Source organism: Nonomuraea sp. NBC_00507 (assembly GCF_036013525.1).
GTDB lineage: Bacteria > Actinomycetota > Actinomycetes > Streptosporangiales > Streptosporangiaceae > Nonomuraea.
This window is the reverse complement of sequence record NZ_CP107853.1, coordinates 8,811,968-8,830,958: the sequence shown is the minus strand read 5'-3', so window position 1 is coordinate 8,830,958 and position 18,991 is coordinate 8,811,968. Positions and strand designations below refer to the sequence as shown.

The 18,991-nt window shown below is 71.7% G+C and carries 13 protein-coding genes; 6 read left to right on the top strand and 7 right to left on the bottom strand.

The annotated features are described in order from the left end of the window. Window positions 1-51 precede the first annotated feature (51 nt). Window positions 52-471, top strand: coding sequence for a CBS domain-containing protein (locus OHA25_RS42590; RefSeq protein WP_327582585.1), 420 nt, complete (start codon window positions 52-54; stop codon window positions 469-471). 33 nt (window positions 472-504) lie between these two features. On the opposite strand, the gene OHA25_RS42585 is transcribed toward OHA25_RS42590, so the two are convergent. Further along, window positions 505-1,701 (bottom strand): SRPBCC family protein, encoded by a 1,197-nt coding sequence (locus OHA25_RS42585; RefSeq protein ID WP_327582584.1) that lies wholly within the window; start codon window positions 1,699-1,701, stop codon window positions 505-507. Between the two features lie 115 nt (window positions 1,702-1,816). Here OHA25_RS42585 and OHA25_RS42580 point away from each other — a divergent pair, with 115 nt between their 5' ends. Together OHA25_RS42580 and OHA25_RS42575 are read left to right on the top strand one after the other, a co-directional pair. Next, complete coding sequence (locus tag OHA25_RS42580; protein WP_327582583.1) at window positions 1,817-3,733, top strand: aconitate hydratase; 1,917 nt, start codon at window positions 1,817-1,819, stop codon at window positions 3,731-3,733. A 63-nt stretch (window positions 3,734-3,796) separates the two neighbouring features. Then, on the top strand, window positions 3,797-4,228 hold the full coding sequence (locus tag OHA25_RS42575; protein WP_327582582.1) for a CBS domain-containing protein: 432 nt from the start codon (window positions 3,797-3,799) through the stop codon (window positions 4,226-4,228). Between the two features lie 166 nt (window positions 4,229-4,394). Here OHA25_RS42575 and OHA25_RS42570 read toward each other — a convergent pair whose 3' ends face one another. Continuing rightward, complete coding sequence (locus OHA25_RS42570; RefSeq protein WP_327582581.1) at window positions 4,395-5,591, bottom strand: MFS transporter; 1,197 nt, start codon at window positions 5,589-5,591, stop codon at window positions 4,395-4,397. 58 nt (window positions 5,592-5,649) lie between these two features. On the opposite strand from OHA25_RS42570, the gene OHA25_RS42565 reads away from it, so the two are divergent. Beyond that, on the top strand, window positions 5,650-6,621 hold the full coding sequence (locus OHA25_RS42565; protein WP_327582580.1) for an ArsR/SmtB family transcription factor: 972 nt from the start codon (window positions 5,650-5,652) through the stop codon (window positions 6,619-6,621). A 32-nt stretch (window positions 6,622-6,653) separates the two neighbouring features. Here OHA25_RS42565 and OHA25_RS42560 read toward each other — a convergent pair whose 3' ends face one another. The 5 genes from OHA25_RS42560 to OHA25_RS42540 form a co-directional block, all read right to left on the bottom strand. After that, window positions 6,654-7,820, bottom strand: coding sequence for a pectate lyase (locus tag OHA25_RS42560; RefSeq protein ID WP_327582579.1), 1,167 nt, complete (start codon window positions 7,818-7,820; stop codon window positions 6,654-6,656). A 256-nt stretch (window positions 7,821-8,076) separates the two neighbouring features. Then, on the bottom strand, window positions 8,077-12,495 hold the full coding sequence (locus tag OHA25_RS42555) for a cation-translocating P-type ATPase (protein WP_327582578.1): 4,419 nt from the start codon (window positions 12,493-12,495) through the stop codon (window positions 8,077-8,079). Between the two features lie 185 nt (window positions 12,496-12,680). Next, window positions 12,681-13,022, bottom strand: coding sequence for a histone-like nucleoid-structuring protein Lsr2 (locus OHA25_RS42550; protein ID WP_327582577.1), 342 nt, complete (start codon window positions 13,020-13,022; stop codon window positions 12,681-12,683). Between the two features lie 451 nt (window positions 13,023-13,473). Beyond that, entirely contained in the window at window positions 13,474-14,658 is a 1,185-nt protein-coding gene (locus OHA25_RS42545) for a MalY/PatB family protein (protein ID WP_327582576.1), read from the bottom strand. Beyond that, a complete protein-coding gene (locus OHA25_RS42540) occupies window positions 14,655-15,134 on the bottom strand; it encodes a mycothiol transferase (RefSeq protein WP_327582575.1) in 480 nt (159 codons plus the stop codon). Before OHA25_RS42540 ends, OHA25_RS42545 begins: the two co-directional genes overlap by 4 nt. A gap of 94 nt (window positions 15,135-15,228) precedes the next feature. Here OHA25_RS42540 and OHA25_RS42535 point away from each other — a divergent pair, with 94 nt between their 5' ends. Together OHA25_RS42535 and OHA25_RS42530 are read left to right on the top strand one after the other, a co-directional pair. Further along, on the top strand, window positions 15,229-15,780 hold the full coding sequence (locus OHA25_RS42535; protein ID WP_327582574.1) for a CGNR zinc finger domain-containing protein: 552 nt from the start codon (window positions 15,229-15,231) through the stop codon (window positions 15,778-15,780). An 84-nt stretch (window positions 15,781-15,864) separates the two neighbouring features. Then, window positions 15,865-18,927 (top strand): rhamnogalacturonan lyase family protein, encoded by a 3,063-nt coding sequence (locus OHA25_RS42530; RefSeq protein ID WP_327582573.1) that lies wholly within the window; start codon window positions 15,865-15,867, stop codon window positions 18,925-18,927. Window positions 18,928-18,991 lie beyond the last annotated feature (64 nt).

The following is an 18,991-nucleotide window of genomic DNA, read 5'->3' as shown; positions in this document are numbered from 1 at the left end:
CCGCGGCGCCGGCCTCTCATCCGCGAGTGTTTCTGCTGCTGAGGACCTGATATGACACGTCGCGTTCGGGATGTGATGACGAAGGATGTCGTGATGGTGAGCGTCGACTCCACGCTCGTGGCCGCGGCGCGGGAGATGCGCGCGTACGACATCGGAGACGTCTTCGTCATGGAGGATGGACGGCTGGTCGGGGTGTTGACCGACCGGGACATCGTGGTACGGGCGGTTGCGCAAGGCCTGTCACCCGATCTCGTTTCGGCCGGTGACATCTGCAGCCGGACGCTGGTGACCGTCTCTGCCGACGACGGCGAGTGGTACGCCGTGGAGTTGATGCGCCTGCACGCGATCCGCCGGCTGCCGGTGCTCGACAACGACCGGCCGGTCGGGGTGTTGTCGCTGGGCGACCTGGCCCTGGATCTGGAACGCGACTCCGCCCTGGCCGCCATCAGCGCCGCACACCCCAATACGTGAGATCCGAGACAACGCGTGAGATCCGAGACGCGCCTACCTCGACGGCTGGCCGATCGCGTGCCGGCGCTGGCCCTCGATGTACGACTTGAGCCGCATCAGGTCCTCCTTGAGCTTGGTAGCCGGATCCGCGCCCAGTAGTCGCGCGACCGCATGGCCGGCCGCGCCCACCACCGGGTTGTAGGACAGCCGCACCTGCACCCGCGTCCTGCCGTCCTCTTCGGGCGTCAGCCGCACCATCCCGGCGTGGGCGATCAGCTGGCCGTCGGCGGACTTCCACGCGATGTGCCGGCCCTCCTCGCGACTGGTCTCGATGGCGTCGAGCCTGATGAGCCGGCCGGCGGGGCCGATGATCTCCCAGTGCGAGCGCAGGCCGTCGGCCGAGCGCCGGACCTCGCGGACATCGGGCATGACCGTGGCGAAGATGGAGTAGTCGCTGACCAGCGGCCAGATTTCCTCCGGGCTCGCCGCGATCGAGATGGCGCGGTTGACGTCGATGGCGCGCCGGCCGGCGTTGATGCCCGTGAGCCGGCGGAGCGGGAGGTTGGTGGCGGCGCGGGCGGCGAGCACGGCGCCTGCGCCGCGCAGGGGCCAGGCGATCGCCGGGCGGAATCGGCGGGCGAGGACCCACAGGGCGGCGGCGGCCGTACCGGTGACGAACCTGGCCGAGGGTGCCCAGTGCTGATGGAGCAACTCGGGAGCGGGCGGCCGGGCACGGCCCAGGCCCTGGAGCTGGGGCACGTTCGACGGGTCCCGGTGCACCTTCCACCTCGCATCGACGGCCTTCACCCCGGGGATGCGACGGATCGCGCGCTCCGCCGGTCGCTCCTCGCGGCTGAGCACGTCGCCCTCAAGCCGCGCGACGCGGTTCTCCACGCTCACATGAACGGCGTGCGGATGGGTCAGATAGCGGCCGAGCTCCGCTCGCACGCGTTCATGCAGGATCCGGTCGTCCGCGGAACGGCCGGTCAACCGGAAGCGGGCCTGCGCGGCGATCCCGCGTGAGCGGTTCCGCAGATCGCGGCCCACGCGGCCCAGACCGTGCGAGAGTGCGTGAACGGCGTGCGAGGCCTGATCGCGAACCTTGGCCCGGCGGCTGCGCCCACGGTCAGGGTCGAGCAGATACTCGATGGTGGCGCCGGCGGCGGCGCCGGTGCCGATCATGCCCACGGTCCTGGTCCACGGGCGCCCTGCCGCGGTGGCCACGCCCGAATCGAGATCATGAGTGGCCATGACGTCCCCCTTCCTCGCCTTCTGATCGCGGCTACCCCAGCCCGTGGACCGCTAACGATCTGGTCGCCGGCCGTCGGCCGACTCCTCCCGCCCCATCGGGGTAGAGGAGTCCCTCGTGAGCTTGAACGTGACGAAGAAGTTGATCGCCGCACATCTGGCGAGTGGTGAGCTGCGGCCGGGTGAGGAGATCGGGCTGCGGATCGACCAGGCGCTGATCCAGGACGCCACCGGCACGATGGTGATGCTCGAACTGGAGGCTCTCGCCCTGGACCGGGTACGCACCGAGGTGGCCGTCCAGTACGTCGATCACAACCTGCTGCAGACCGACGAGCGCAACATGGCCGACCACGTGTTCCTCCGCTCGGCCTGCCGCCGGTTCGGCATCTGGCACTCGCGCCCGGGCAACGGGGTGTCCCACCCCACCCACATGCAGCATTTCGGCGTGCCGGGCAAGACGCTCGCCGGGTCCGACTCGCACACCTGCGCGGCCGGCTCGCTCGGCATGCTGGCCATCGGCGTCGGTGGCCTGGAGGTGGCCATGGCCATGGCCGGCGAGCCGCTGTTCGTCACGATGCCCGAGATCTGGGGCGTACGGCTCACCGGCGCGCTGCCGCCGTGGGTGAGCGCCAAGGACGTGATCCTGGAAATGTTGCGCCGCCACGGCGTACGGGGCGGCGTGCACCGGATCATCGAATACCACGGGCCCGCGCTCGGCACGCTGACCGCGATGGACCGGCACGTGATCGCCAACATGGGCGCCGAGCTGGGAGCCACCACCACGGTCTTCCCCTCCGACGAACGGGTCATGGAGTTCCTGCGCTCGCAAGGCAGGGCCGGCGACTTCACCGAAATCCTGGCCGACCCCGGCGCCGCTTACGACCTGCACGACGAGATCGACCTGTCCACGCTCGAGCCGCTGATCGCCCGCCCCGGCTCGCCGGGAAACGTCATCCCCGTACGGCACGCCGCGGGCGAGCCGGTCCACCAGGTCGTCGTGGGATCCTCGGCCAACCCCGGCCTCCGCGACTTCGCGGTGGTGGCCGACATCCTGCGCGGCAGGCAGGTGCACCCCCAGGTATCCCTGGACGTGAACCCCACCTCCCGGCAGATCCTCACCGATCTCACCAAAATGGGCGCCATCACCGCGCTCCTCGAGGCCGGTGCCCGCATTCACCAGACCGGCTGCCTAGGCTGCATCGGCATGGGCCAGGCGCCCGCCGTAGGCCGCAACAGCCTGCGCACCTTCCCCCGCAACTTCCCCGGCCGCTCGGGCACCCACGACGACTCGGTCTGGCTCTGCTCACCCGAGACCGCCGCCGCCGCAGCACTGACCGGTGCCATCACCGACCCACGCGACCTCGGCCTCGACCCTCCACGGGTACACCTGCCGCGGACGGTCAGCGCCGGCACGGCCCTCTTTGAACCGCCGCTGCCGGCCGGCCAGGCACGCGAGGTGGAGCTCAGCAAGGCCCCGAGCATCGGCTCGCTGCCCGAGCTCGACCCGCTGCCCGACTCCCTCACCCTGCCGGTCGTGCTCACGGCCGGCGACGACCTGTCCACCGACGAGATCATGCCGGCCGGCGCCCGGGCGCTGCCCTACCGCAGCAACATCGCGGCGCTGGCCGACTTCGCCTTCACCCAGATCGACCCGGACTATCCGCGGCGGGCCCGCGACGCGGGCCCGCACGCCATCGTCGCCGGCCGCAACTACGGCCAGGGCTCCTCACGCGAGCACGCCGCCATCGTGCCCCGCTACCTGGGACTCCGCGTCGTCATCGCCAAGTCCTTCGCCCGCATCCACTGGCAGAACCTGGCCAACTTCGGCGTGCTGCCGCTGGAATTCGCCGACGAATCCGACTACGACACCTTCGGGGGCGAACTCCATTTCGAAGGCCTGCGCCAGGCCGTCGAGACCGGCACCGAACTGACCGTGAACGGCGTGGTCCTCCGGCACCGCCTCTCCCACCGCCAGCGCGCCATGGTCCTGGCCGGCGGCTGGATCCCTTTGCTGAGACAGCATGCATCGAGGTAGTGCGCGACCTGCTGGGTAGGGGGACGGCGACCACACGATCCACCACTACTGGGGAGGCCGCACATGGGTCAGGGAATCGGCAAGACCGTCCGGGACGTGATGCACGAGGGAGCGCAGTGCATCGGCGCGCATGAGTCCCTGCGCAGGGCGTCGCAGATGATGCGCGACCTGGGGGTCGGCGCGCTGCCGATCTGCGGGGACGACGACCGGCTGAAGGGCATCATCACCGACAGGGACATCGTGATCAAATGCTGTGCCGAGGGCAAGGACCTCGACCGGACCGTGGCGATCGAGCTCGCCAGGGGCCTGGTGTGGGTGGAGGCCCGCAGCAGCGTGGAGGAGGCGCTGGAGAAGCTGGAGCAGCACCAGATCAAGCGCCTGCCGGTGATCGACGAGCACCGCATCGTGGGCATGGTCAGCGAAGCGGACCTGGCCAAGGAACTGCCCGACAACAAGCTCGCCGAGTTCGTCCACCGGGTTTATGCCCCCGCGTGAGACGGCATCTGTCCGGGGACGGCGTCCCTCCCAAGTCACCGCCCCCGGCTGGTCCCCTCGGAGGCCACACCCTCATCATGCGTTCCCCGACCGGTGATGTGAATGATCTTTGCGGGGTCGGTAGAGATATTTGTGCACTCTTGACCGGTGAATGCCCATCTGTCGGTCAGCGTACGGCCGACGTGGCGATCTCCTCCTCACCGCTGCGGTCGGGGCGTAGCCCAGGCGCCAGGCACACGGTGACCAGGACCGAGGCCGCCGCCATCGCGGACATGGCGAGGGAGGGAGAGGTGTATTGAGCGAGGGCGCCGGCGAGAGCGGCTCCGACGCCTTGCATGGTCATCATGCCGGAGGAGTGCAGTCCCAGGGCTTGTCCCCGTACGTCGGCGGGAGTGAGCGCGACCAGCCGCTCCTGTAGCAGGAGGCTGGCCGCATACCCGATGGAGGCCAGCGTGATGGCCACCGCCGCCAAAGGCAGCCCGGGACGCAGGATGAAGATCAGGTAAGGAACGGCCAGCAGCAGCCGCAGGGGGGCGGCGAGCCGCTCCCGCCACCGGGCCGGGACGAACCGGCCGATGAGCACGTCTCCGGTCAGCATGCCGAAGGCGGCCAAGGCGAACAGCAGGCCCGCGTGCTCCGGCGCGTACGGCACGAAGAGCGCCTCGCAGCCGACGATCAGCCCGTTCGGCACCCACAGGGCCAGGTAGACGTACCGGCGAGGCGCCGATGACCACAGCCGGACGTTGTTGCGCCACGTGGCGGCGACGGACGGGCGGCCGGAGGCGCGTGCCGGCCGGCGGGCCAGCCCCATGTACGCGATCAGCGCGGCGGCCAGGTCGAGGATCGCCGCGGCGAGCAACGTGCCCTGCGGGGACAGGGCGTTGACCAGCAGGCCGCCGAGGGCGAACCCCACGATCTGCGTGATGCCCACCGACATGTTGAGCACAGATCGGCCGAGCAGGTAGCCCTGCCGCGGAAGGATCTCGTTCAGCAACCCGAAGCGCACCCCGCCACCCAGCGAAGCGATCAGCCCGAGGCCGAACAGGACGGCGAAGAGCGCCCACACCGGCAGGCCGGGGATCGCCATCACGGCCGTCCCGACCCCGAAGGCCGCGGCCAGGGCGGTCAACGCGGCGCGTGGCGGCAGCCGGTCGGCCGCCGACATCAGCGCCGTCGCGCCGATCACCTGGGCGAAGGAGGCGCCGAACATGCTCAGGGCCGACAGGAGCGGCGACCTGGTCGCCGCGTAGACGAGCGTGCCCAGAGCCAGCCCGCTCACCGTCGAGGCCATCGTCTGTACGGCGGAGGCGGCGAACAACGGCGTGAACTCCGGCGCCCGGAAAAGGTCCCCATACGTACGCATGCGGGAATCTCATCGGCCTCAGCGGCTGGACTGTTAAGGTTTCGCAAGGGGGCGAAACATGGGCTGGTGGGAGGTCAACGCGGACACCCTTGCCAGGAGCCGGTTCGTGATCTCCCCTCTCGCCGAGACCACCGCGGGCTTGCTGACCTTGGCGAAGGGCGTGGCCGCGCATCCGGGGGAGCGTGCGTGGCTCGATGCCCACCTGCCGCCCTACCGACGCCGGCTGTCCGCCGACCCGGTCAGCGCGCTGCTCGTGCGTGCCGCGCTCGGCCACCGCTGGATCGCCGACTTCCTCGTGCCCACGCCCGCCGGCGACGGAGAGGCGACGTTCGAGGACGAACTGGAGCGCATACGTACGACTCCCAGCGAGATCGTCCACGCGGACCTGACGGTGTCGCTGGGCGGGCCGCTTCCCGCCGCGCTGGACCGCACCGATCTGGCCGAACGTGCCGCCGACCTCCTGGCGTGGGTATGGCGGCAGGCGATCTCGCCTTACTGGCCGCGGCGCCGCAGGGTCATCGAGACCGACATCGTCGCGAGGTCGGAGCGGTTGAGCCAGGGCGGCTGGGCCGCGGCACTGGATGACATGCGACCGGGGATGCGCTGGCTGGGCGAGGGCCGGCTGCAGATCAACGCACACGACAACCCGCCCAGGGAGCTGTCCGGTGCTCAGCTGCTGTTCGTGCCGGTGACCCCGAGCTGCGGGTGGGTCAGCTGGCACCTGCCCCTCCGGTACGCCGTGATGTACCCGTGCAGGGGCGCCCTAGCCGAACAGGACCGGTTGCCGGTGCCCGGCGCCCTGGGCAGGTTGCTGGGGCCGGCCCGGGCGGGCGTGCTCGTTCTTCTCGACAGCCCCAAGAGCACGACCCAGCTCGTGGCGCTGACCGGCCAGGGGCTCGGGTCAGTGGGCCGCCACCTCAAGATCCTGCTGGATGCCCGCCTTGTCCGGCGGCACCGCATCGGCCGGTCCGTCTTCTACTCCCGGACGACAATCGGCGAGGCCTTGATCGAGGGCCAACGAGACGACTGACGCCGGCGGGCACGGCGGCCCGCCGTCGCCGGCTACCGGTAGGTGAGGTCGGATGAGGAGTAGATGCAGTTGGTGCCGTCCGCTCCGGTGCCCACCTGGGTGGGCTCGTCGCCGGTGTTGTTGCCGTTGTACTTGCGGCAGATCACCATGGACCGGCTCGGGTCGTTGACGATCGTGATCCCGGTGAACCGGGCGGTGTCACCGTAGTTGACGTTGACGCCGGCCACCGTGTTGCCCGGACGGGTCAGCGTGACGTTCTGGATCACCACGTTCCGCCGGTACTGCGTCGAGCAGTTGCCGCACGAGCGGTAGAACGTGCCGAAGTTGCTGGCCTGGAAGTTCTGGACGGTCAGCGTTCCGGGGCCGTTGTGCTGGAAGACCTTGTCGCCGGCCGACCGGGCGCCACCGCCGTCCACGAGGAAGGCGGGCGAGCCGCTGCCGCGGAACGTGGCCGCGTCCTCGCCGACGTCCTCCCACCACACGTTGCGCAGCGTGCAGGGGCCGGTGCAGTGCACGCCGTCGCCCGCGGGCGCGCCGATGATGACGTTGGAGAGCGTCGCACCGGGGGCGAGCCGGAACATCGGGTCCTGGCTCTCCTCCTGGCTGCCGTCGCCGATGCAGCAGTAACGGCGCATGCCGCCGTCCAGACCGCTGGTCGGCACCTCGACGGTGCCGTTCACGCCGACCTGCCCGGTCGGCGTCGGCCAGCTCGGGGTGGGCGGTGGCTGGCTGCCGGCCTCGACATCAAGGTAGTCGAGGTTGGGGAGGCCCGCGGCGGTGGTCGGGTTCAAGCGGATGGTGTTGCCGCCGGCGTTCACCGAGACGGTCACGGTCTTGGTGACCCAGGTCGACCACGCGCCGGTGCCTTCGAACGACGGGGTCTGCACGGTGGATCCGTTGACGATCAGACCGGCGGGCCGCGCCGTGGTGGTCCCGTTGGCGAACCGGATGCCCAGCGTCGCGGTGCCGGCGGCAGAGGCGTTCACGGTGAACTGGGCGTAGGCGCCGGAGGCGTTGTTGCCGTTGCAGAAGCCGCTGCCGGAGTAGCCGGCCCAGTTGGAGTCGATGGTGCCGGTGCAGGTCGCCGGCGAGGTCTCGGCCTCGTAGCGCGTGGGCGCGGCCTGCGCGGCCGAGGGTGAGAGTGCGACGAGTACGCCGGCTAACAGGCCGGCGCACGCGATGACGGCTTTCAAGCGCATCGTTCGTCTCCGTGGGGGCTCGTCGTAGGCGCCTGCCGGGGCTGGTAAGCGCTTTCCGTGCGGTGAGCAGAGTTAAGCACCCGCCACCGGGCGGGGAAAGGCGTCATGCGGCGACCTCCTCGCCGCGGTGCGGCCGACCCCGCCGGGAGCGGGCAAGTCGGGCGAGGTCACGGGCGGCAAGGCGGCTGAGAGAGGGAGGACTGTCCTCGGGTTGTGCAGGTGAAACTTTCACGAGTGGTGCTGCCCGTGAGGGCCTTCATGCCTCGGTGGGCGCTTCGGTTGAGGGCTCAGCGATGAGGAACGCGGGTGTCCACCGGCTGAGCGCGGCGCCGAGGACGCTCCCGGCGGTGGCGCTGCTGAGGACGATGCTCCAGCCGATCGGCCCGAGCGGGGTGCAGCCGAAGAAGCGGCTCACGATCGGCGTTTGGATGACGGCGGCGAGCACGGCGGCCGAACTCAGGCCGGTCGCCAAGACGTTGCGGTCCAGGCCGCCGGTCAGCAGGGTCTGGCCGAGCTGGGTGCCGACCAGGGCCGCGAGTGCCACGGTGGAGGCGCGGCGGGAGCGGCCGGTGAGGCGGGCGGCGAGCCACGCGCCGCCTGCTCCGGCGGTGGTGGCCAGGGCCCGGGTCGTCATCTCCTGGGTGAGCGGCTGGCCGAGGGAGATGTCGGGGCCCTCGCGGAGCAGGTGCGCGACGTCGTACCTGCTGGGCGGGCGCAGCGCGATCGCCAGCGCCGGCGCGAGGTCGGTGAGCAGGTTGACCAGCAGCAGCTGGCGGGCATTGAGCGGGGATCGGCCGGTCAGGGCCGTGCCGAGCACGGTGAAGGCGATCTCGCCGAGGTTGCCGCCCAGCAGGATGCCCAGCGCGTGCCGTACCGACGACCACATGGCGCGGCCCTCCACCAGCGCCTCGATGATCGTTTCCAGCCGGTCGTCGGAGACCACGAGGTCGGCGGCGGCCTGCGCGGCCGGCGTGCCGCGGCGGCCGAGCGCGATGCCGACATCCGCCAGCCTGATGGCGGCGGCGTCGTTGGCCCCGTCGCCGGTCATCGCGACGACCTTGCCCAGCCGCTGGTACGCCTGGATGATGCGGACCTTCTGTGCCGGGCTGCACCGGGCGATCACATCGATCTCCGGCAGCCGCCGGTCCAGCGTGGCGTCGTCGAGCCGGTCGATCTCCGCCCCGGTGATGATCTGGTTGGGCTTGTGGCCGGGGTTCATGGTCGCCGCGATCGCGTCGGCCGTCGCCGGGTGATCGCCGGTGATCATGACGGTCTGCACGCCGGCTTCGCGCAGGTGCTCGACCGCCGGGGCCGCGCTGGTGCGCACCGGGTCGGCGAGCGCGAGGAAGCCGAGGAACACCAGGTCGCGGATCGCGTTCTCGTCGACCTCGTCCGGCGTGATCGCCATGCGGCGCTCGGCTACGGCGAGCACCCGGTGGCCGGCTCCGGCGAGCCGCTCGGCCAGCTCCGTCATGGCCGCGCGCTCACCGTCCGTCAGGTCTCGCTCGGAGCCGGCCAGCAGGCGCCGCCGGCAGCGGGACAGCACGACCTCAGGTGCGCCCTTGACGCTGAGCAGGATGTCCTTGCCCGACCGGCCGAGGGTGGCGTGGAAGCCGCGCGACGGCTCGAACGGCAGCACGAGGACCTTGTGCCAGCCGCGGTGCCCGGTTCCCGGCCGGATCCTGGCCCGGCGCGCGCACTCCACGACGGCGCGATCGGTCCGGTGCGCCAGGTCATGGGGATGCCGCGCGTCCGGGCTGGCCCGCAGCGCCGCCGCGACCACGGCCCGGCACGGCTCGTCCAACGACTGCGGCGGGCAGCCGTGGGCGCCGTCGTGAACCTCGCGTACCGCCAACCGGCCTTCGGTCAAGGTGCCGGTCTTGTCGAAGCACAACACGTCCACCCGCCCCAGAGCCTCGATGGTTCGCGGGTTACGCACCAGCGCGCCGAGGTCGGCCAGCCGGCGGGCGGCGGCCAGTTGGGCGGCGTTGACCAGGAACGGCAGCCCTTCGGGCACCGACGCGATCGCCAGGTTCACCGCCGCGCCCAGACTCTCGCGGACCGACGTGCCGTGCAGCAGCCCCGCCCCGACGACCGCGGCCCCCGACCCCAACGCCACCGGCAGACTCCGGCGGGTGAACCGGCGCAGATGGACCTCGACGCCGGTCGTGGGCGCGCTCTGCCGGGCGGCCGCCATGCTGCGCCCCACCTCGGTGTCCGCGCCGGTGGCCACGACGACCGCCACGGCCCGGCCGGCCGCCAGCGTCGTGCCCTCGTACAGCATGGAGCGGCGCTCGGCGACCTCCGCGGCGACCACCGGGGCCGGGTCCTTCGCCACCGGCAGCGACTCCCCGGTCAGCGACGACTCGTCGGCCTCGACCCCCTCCGCCTCCAGCAACCGGCAGTCGGCGGGGACGACGTCGCCGGGACCGAGCCGGACCACGTCGCCCGGCACAAGCTGCTCCGCGGTGACGACACGGTCGATGCCGTCGCGGCGGACGGTCGCCCCGACCGCCGATCGCGCCATCAGGTCGGCCAGGGCACGGTCGGTGCGTACCCGCTGCACGGCGCCGGTCAGCGCGGACAGCCCGGTGACCCCGGCCACCAGCCCGGCGTCCACCAGCGATCCGACGACCGCGCTCAGCGCCGCCCCGCCGGCCAGGATGGGGGTCAGCGGATTGGCCAGCTCTTCCATGAACGCCGTGCCCAGGCTGGTGCCCAACGGCTCCAGGCGACCGCCGGCCCGCCACCGCCGTCGTGCCTCGTCGCCGGTCAGCCCGCCGTCGGTGGTGTCGAGCCGGCGCAGAACGGCCGCCGGCGGCATCAGGTGCCAGGGCGGGCGGGCGGCGGCGCGCGTGGGCGTACGCGTGTGCAGGTGATGGGCGCGCCAGACCCCGTCGAAGAAGCTCAGCGCCGCGCCCGCGTTGACCGCCGCGATACTCCGCGCGGCCGGTCGCGCCGGTCCGCCCTCCAGCGCGGCCACCGCGCCGATGCCGGTGGCCGCCTGCGCCAGCATGATGCAATCGCGGTCCACGCAGCGAGCCGCCGCCACGGCCTCCACCAGCAGAACCACCGTCCCGAGCTCCGATCCGACCAGCACATGCGCGCCCCACGGCGGCGGGGAGCCGTCCTGGTGCACGCCGATGCCGCAGTCCGCGGCGCCCAGCGCCCGCCGATCGCCGGAGATCATCATGACCGCTCCGCCGTCAGCCTGGAGCTCGCGTACCGCGGCCGTCAGGCCACGGGAGCGCTCAACCACGGCGTCGGCGTAGCCGGGCCGCGCCCGCTGGTCGTCGGTGGCCAGCACGATTCTGAGACCGGCGCGGCGTGCCGCGCCGATCACCGCGTCGAGGCCCGCCGCAGTCTGTCTCTCTGCCGCCATCACGGCATCCAGCCGCCGGCCCCTGGCCAGGCCGAGCACCACCTCGGCCCGGCCCTTGGCCAGCCGCCGCCGCTCCCGTGCCCCGGTGCGGCCGCGCAGCTCCAGCTCCTCGACCGGCCCCAGCACCCACTCGCCAGAACGGCGGACGGTCCGGACGTCGTCGGGTGCGAACAACGCGAAACCGGCCTCGGCCACCTCGCCGGCGTCCACCCCTGCCAGCGGGACCAGGTCGGTCAGCTCCCACCGATTCGAGCGCAGGGCGACCTCGTCCAGCATGAGCGTGTCGAGGCGGCCCAGCAGACGCAGCACCGCCCGGTCCATCACCAGCGCGCCGCTCCGTGCCAGCACCGTCCCCAAGTGGGAGGCGAACGCGGCCCGCCCCGCCTCGGTCGCCTTGGGCAGCGTGGCAAGACCCACGGCCGCCGCCCGCCGCCACCCCACCAACGGCGTGGCCGCGGGCACCGCGGCCACCCCGAAGGCCAGCACCCGCCGCTGGTAACGCTCCACCGGCCCGTCGGGCAGCCGGCACGGGCGCTCGACCACCACGGGATCGGCTCCGGCGTGCTCGGGACCGCGGATGAACCGCGGCTCGGCCTCCTGCCACGCCTGCTGAGAGGCCCGGGCCTCCTGCCACTGGCCGATCCGCTGGGCGACGTCCAGCACCACGCCCGACCCGCCCGCCGCGAGGGCGTGCGTCAGTCCGGCGGCCATGGAGACCAGCGACTCCGCCCGCTCCTGCCCGTGCAGGTGGTCGGCGGCCACCTCACGCAGCCCTGGATGCAGCGAAGCGGCCGAGATGAGACCGGCCAGCTCGGTCGGCAGCGGCGCCCACGGCGCCAGCCGGGTGAGACCGGACAGGGCCAGCGCGGCCGTGTCGACGGCCAGGTTCGGCAGCGCGCGGGTACGCCCCGGGCCCTCGGCGGGGTGGTGCAGCTCCTCCTCGGCGATCTCCTCATCGACGTTGATCGGAGCGGACTCGGCCTGCGCCACCAGAGCCACCAGCTCCCGGCGCGGCGGCGGCGGGTCGGCCAACGCGACCACCACCCGGCACGCCGGAGCGTTCACCCGAGCCCACAGCACCCCCGGATGCCCCTGCAGCGTACGCTCCACCCGGCGCGCCACGCGGGCGCCGCCCGGGCCGTGCACACCGTGCGTCTCGATATGCAGGCGACCGGGGCACTCCCACACATCCCGCGCATCGTGATCCCCACCCAGCAGCCAGCCTGCCACCCCGGTGACCAGACCCACCGCGCCAGAGACTGGGGCCGGTGCCCGCAGCCCCATCAACGCCATGTCTCTCCTTCCCGCACGTTCTGTGTCTGCTAGTGCCCGAGCCGGCTCTAGTCATGCCACGGTGTCGTCGCGGGTGGAGGCATCGTTCACGTAACGCTGCACATGCCGGGGGAAGGTTGGCTGAAATGCCCGGTTCTTCGTGGCCCGGCTGCGCGCCGGGGTGCCTGCCGGAGCGAGTCGCTAGGTCAGTGGGCGTCCTCGTACTGCTTCACGACGCTGGCGGCGATGCGGCCACGCTCGCTCACCGGTAGACCTTGCTCCCTGGCCCACCGCCTGATCTCAGTGGACTTCTCACGGCTGATGGCCCGGCCGGTGGTGGCTGGCCCACGTCGCCCGCGAACGCCCCTGTCGGCGCGGACCGGGCGTGCCTTGGTGATGAAGACGGCGAGGGCTTTCTCCAACTTCTCCCTGTTCTGACCCGACAGGTCGATCTCGTAGGTCGTCCCGTCGAGAGCGAACGTTGTGGTTCCGTCGGCGTCACTGCCGTCGATGTCATCGATAAAGGATTCCACGATGCGCTTCACCATGATGTTGCTCCAATTACGTTATGGTTGCACGTACTGTAGCGCCCTTCAGTACATTATGCATCGGCTGGAGCCTGGCCTTCGAATCATGAGCTCCACGAACTGGCCCTGGACCGCAAAGCCCTTCACGCCTGCATTCATGAGCCCGGACAGATACTGGTCACTGAGGTGGTCATCCACCCTAATCTCCCGGCCCAACGGGGGTCTCGGCGATTGAAGTCACGCGGTAACCCTCCCGAAGTCAATGGCGATGAGATCGGTTGTGTTGAAGGGGAATTCAACGCTTGCTCAACTGTATCGGCATTGGCGGGCTTGCTGTGGGCGGGCGGGAGACCATGAAAATTGCGGCAGACCCGTTCGGGACTCTCGTGTCGTTTGCCCTGAGCGCTCGCGGCTTGAACGACGCGGCATTCGCCAGAACGGCCGTCGCCGCTCTGTCCGTGGTCCGAGACGATCAGGACGGGACGGTCAGGACGCGGTCGAGGATCTCCGTGAGGTTGGCCGTGCTGGTCGCGAAGTTGAGCCGGGCGAACGCGGCGGTGTCGACCGTGGTGTGCTGGGCGAACTCGGCTCCCTCGCTGAGCTTGACCCTCGCCAGGCGTTCGAGGCGTTCGGCGGGGGCGGCGGTCCCGATCGGGCTTGCGGTGAAGTCGAGCCAGCTCAGATAGGTGCCCTGCGGGGAGTGGTAGCGCGGTTCCCAGGGCAGCGTCGCCGCCCACTCCTCGACCAGGCGCCGGTTGCGCTCCAGGGTGCTCATCAGGGCGGCCAGCCAGTCGTCGGAGCGGCGCCAGGCGGCCACGGTGGCGACCCGGCTGAGGGTGCTCGGCGTTCCGAAGAAGTCGAGCGGGGCCTGGTCCAGCGCGTCGCGCAGCCGGTCGGGGCCGATGTGCGCGACGGCACAGCGGAGCCCGGCGATGTTGAACGCTTTCGTCGCCGAGGTGGCCGTGACCGTGCGCGCGGCGGCCGTGCCGATCGTGGCGAACGGCACGTGCCGGTGCGGGGCGAACACCAGATCGGCGTGGATCTCGTCGGCCAGCACCACCAGGTCGAGGTCCTCGGCCGCCGTGGCCAGGGCGCCCAGTTCGGCGGGCGTGAAGACGCGGCCGGTCGGATTCTGCGGGTTGACGACCACCAGCATGCGGCAGCCCTGCTCCCGCAGGTGCCCGGCGAGCCCGTCGGTCTGGAAGCGCCACCCCGTCTCGCCGCGCGTCATGGGCAGCGGCACGATGCGCCGTCCTGCCCGGGCGATGCTCGCCAGGAACGGCGGGTACGCGGGGACGTGGATGGCGACGCCGTCACCCGGCTCCGTGGCGTACTCGACCATGACCTGGAGAATCTGCAGCAGGTCGCTGAACACCCGCGCCCGCCCGGGCTCCGGACGCCACCCGTGGCGAGTGATCATGCGCTCTTCGAACGCCTCGATCACCGGGTCCGCGCCCGGCCAGCACGGGTAGCCGAAGTCGGCGCGCCGCGTGACCTGCAGGATGCTCTCGCTGACGGCGGGCGGGACGCCGAAGTCCATGTCGGCCACCCATGCTCCGATGGTGCCCTGGGGCAGGGAGCCCCACTTGACGCCGTGCCCGGAGCGCAGCCGTTCGACGTCGATGGCCTCGAACAGGTCGGCGGGCGGGCGGTTCACGGCGTCACCGCCGTGTGGCGCCCGGCGAGGATGGCGTCGCGCAGGATCTCCATCTGGCCGTGGTGCTGCGCGAGCTCCTCATAGACGTGCAGCAGCGCCGCCCCTTGGGTCAGCTCCCGGTCGGGGCCGCGGAAGCCCGCGGGCGGTGTGCCGCGCAGCGGCGCGGCGGGATCGGCGGCGTGCACGTCCTCGGCGAGCCGGGCTCGTACCGCTGCCACCCTGTCCAGCAGCGGGCCGACGGGTCCGGCGGCGGCGAACTCGGCGTCGCGATCGCGGACGACCTCCCGTCCAGCCACGAGCTGACCCGCCCAGTACGACACCACTCCCAGGCAGTGGGTGAGCAGCGCGTACGGCGAGTTGGCGCCGGGGAGCGGCGGCCTGGTGTTGGCGAGCCGGTCGCCGAGACCGGCGACGATGCCGGCCATCCCGTCCAGGGCGCGGTCGACGTAGTAGAGGTAGTCGTCATCGCTGATCACATGGGGCTCCTGCGCGAGATCGGGGGTGCGGTAACCGGCTTAGTAGGTGTACGCAAGATTGCGGCAGCGATATGTAACCTGTCAAGATGGTGTCGTGAGCTTCATTTTCGTCAGCGGCAATCTCGCTCTCGACTTCATGGGCACGCTCAAATGGCGGCGCACCGAGCCGGAGGAGCTCCTGGCCACCCCCGCCGATCTCGGCCGATGGGCCGTCGAGGCCGGGGTGACGAGCGAGGAGCCGGCCGTCGACGCCGCGGATCTGCGGCGGCTGCGCACGTTGCGGGAGGCCGCCTATCGGCTCGTGACGACGGCCATGGACGGCCGTCCCTGGCCCGAGGGCGACCTGCGCGTCGTCAACGAGGAGGCGGCCGGAGCGCCGCCGCGGATGAGGCTGACCCCGGCGGGGCTCGTTCGTTCCGGAGACGCGGGTGCGGTCGCCTCGAGCGTGGCCCGCGCGGCGGCCGAGCTGCTCGGCGAGCTCGGCGAGCTGCGTATCCGCGAGTGCGCCCTGGAGGAATGCACGCGCATCTTCATCGACCGCTCCCGGGGCGGCAACCGCCAATGGTGCGGCATGGAGGAGTGCGGCAACCGGGTCAAGGTCGCGAACTACCGCTCGCGCAAGCACAAGGCCGCAGAGATTAGTTGAGACAGCTAACAATAAAAAGTCTTGGCAAGCGCTTTCCCAGCCGGTAAAACGTTTCGATACGATCACTCGGCTAGGAGCACGCCTGTGAGGCTCATCTTGATCGCCGTGACGGCCTTATCCGTCATGGCGCAGCCGCTGTCGGCCACGCCGGCCCTGGCGGCGCCGCTCGACCCGGCGAACGGCCTGAGGTTCGACTTCGGCTCGACCACCAGCCCTCTCGCCGACGGGTACATCCGCGTCGCGCACACCACCCTCTACAGCGCCGAGACCGGCTTCGGCCTCGACCGCGCCGCCGGCTACCGGGACCGGGGCACCGCCGACCCCCTCACCCGCGACTTCACCGTCTCGGGCGAGTACGGCTTCGCCGTGGACGTGCCCAACGGCGAGTACGAGGTCTCGGTCGTCTCCGGCGACGCCATCGCGCCCAACGTCACCTCGCTGTCCATCGAGGGGGCCGGTCGCGGTGTCATCACCGCCGCCACCGGCGCGTACAGCACCTACACGGGCACGGCCGCGGTCGCCGACGGCCGGCTCGACCTGGCCTTCGGCCGCGACGGCCGGGTCAACGCGGTCCGCGTCGGCCCGGCCACCGCGCCCACCGGGCTGCGGGTGGCGGGGATCACCGCGAGTGCGACGCCGGCGGTCACGCTGGCCTGGAACGCGGCCGGGGGAGCGGCGGGCTACGAGGTCTACCGCGCCGAGACCGCCGCGGGCCCCTGGCGGCGGCTGGGCTCCAGTGCGGGCGCCGCGACCACCTACACCGATACCACCGCCGAACTGGGCCTGACCTACACGTACGCGGTGGCGGTGCCGGGCGGAACGCTCGGCGCGCCGCTGGCGGTCGAGGTCAAAGACCCTTCTGCGGCCGCGCCCGCCGCGCCCCGAGGGCTCGCCATGGTCGCGGCGACCACCGAGAAGGTGATCCTTCGCTGGAAGGAGAGCGAGGGGGCGCTGCTCTACCACGTCTATCGGGACGGAGTCCGCGTGGGCGTGACGCGGGAGCCCGGCTTCGAGGACGAGCACCCGCCCGCTGACCGGCACGCCTACCGGGTCCTCGCCGCCGGGGCGGGCGGATTGTCGGCCGCCTCGGCCACGCTGACCTCCCCGATCACCCGCTACCCGCTGCGCCGCATGGAGCGCCTGGATCGCGGGCTGGTGGCGGTGCCCACGAGCGAGGGCACCCTGGTGAGCTGGCGGCTGCTGGGCACCGACTCGGCTCAGGTGCGCTTCCGCCTCTATCGCGACGGCGAGCTGATCGCCGAGACGGACAAGACCAACCACGTGGACGCGGGTAAGGGCGCCTACAGCGTCGCGGCGGTCGTCGACGGGCGGGAGGGGCCGAGGTCCGCGCCGGCGCGGCCGTGGGCTCAGCCGTACCTGGACATCCCCCTGGACAAGCCGGCCGGCGGCGTCACGCCGAGCGGCGGGACGTACGACTACCGGGCCAACGACGCCTCGGCCGCCGACCTGGACGGCGACGGCGCCTTGGAAATCGTTTTAAAGTGGGATCCGTCCAACTCCAAGGACAACTCCCAGGGCGGCTACACCGGTGAGACGGTCTTCGATGCGTACGAGCTGGACGGCACCCGCCTGTGGCGGATCACCCTGGGCCGCAACGTCCGCGCCGGAGCGCACTACAGCCCCTTCCTCGTGGCCGACTTCGACGGGGACGGCCGCGCCGAGTTCGTGGCGCGCACCGGCGACGGCACCGTGGACGGCGCGGGCACGGTCATCGGTGACGCGACCGCCGACTACCGCACCTCGAGCGGGCGGATCGTGTCCGGGCCCGAGTACCTCACGGTCTTCGACGGGCTGACCGGCAAGGCGCTGCACACCGAGGACTTCCAACCGGCCCGGGGCAACATCGCCGACTGGGGCGACAGCAGCGCCAACCGCTCCGACCGCTTCCTGGCGGCAGTGGCCTACCTGGACGGCGAGCTGCCCAGCATCGTCATGACCCGCGGCTACTACGCCAAGTCCATGCTGGCCGCCTATGATTGGCGGGACGGCAAGCTGACCAAGCGGTGGATCTTCGACAGCACGGACAACCCCGGCTACGGCGGCCAGGGCAATCACAACCTGTCGGTCGCCGACGTGGACGGCGACGGGCGCGACGAGATCGCCTACGGCGCGATGACCCTGGACGACGACGGCACCGGGCTGTACACCACCCGCCTGGAGCACGGCGACGCCATGCACCTCGGCGACCTGGATCCCGGCCATCCCGGCTTGGAGATCGTCGGCGTGCACGAGCACACCAACATGCCCTACGGCCTGGAGATGCACGACGCCGACACCGGCGAGATCCTGTGGGGCGTGCGGACCGGGCAGGACACCGGCCGCGGCCTGACCGGCGACATCGACCCCGCCCACCCGGGCGAGGAGGTGTGGGCCTCCAACGGCGCCGGCCTGCACACCGCCACCGGCCAGACGCTCTCGTCCAAGACCCCGGCGATCAGCAACACCATCTGGTGGGACGGCGACCTGTCGCGCGAGATCCTCGACCACACCTACTCGGCCGACCTGGCCGCGGGCGTGCCCACCATCGGCAAGTGGGACCCGGCGGCCCTGGCCACGGTCAACCTGCTGACCGCGACCGGCACCTACTCCAGCAACACCACCAAGGGCAACCCCTCGCTCCAGGGCGACCTGCTGGGCGACTGGCGGGAAGAGGTGCTCGTGCGGACCGAGGACTCCACGGCGCTGCGCATGTACGGGACGCCGTACCCGACCGAGCACCGCTTCCCCGCGCTCATGCACGACCCGGTCTACCGGCTCGGCATCGCCTGGCAGAACGTCGGCTACAACCAGCCGCCGCACACCGGCTACTTCCTCGGCACCGGGATGGCCGCTCCGCCCGCTCCCTACCTCAGCACGGGAGCGCCCGTCCCCGCCCAGCTCACGCTGCACGGCGACCGGCTCGCCGTGCACGTGAGCGGCCGGATGCTGCCCGGCACGATCCGCGCCGTCGCGGACGGCAAGCTGGTGGACCTGGCGGCGCGCCCCCTGGAGACCGGCGAACTGGCCGTGGACGGCCAGGCCGTCCGGGACGCTCTCACCGGCTACGCGGGCACGGTGTCGGTCACGATCACCGGCCACCTGACCGACGGGCGCACGTTCACCGGGACGGTCAAGGTGCGTCTCTAGACCGGCCGGCAGAGAACCCGGCTCCTCGCGAGCCGGGTTTTCCGCAGCGCGAGCCGGTGCAGCG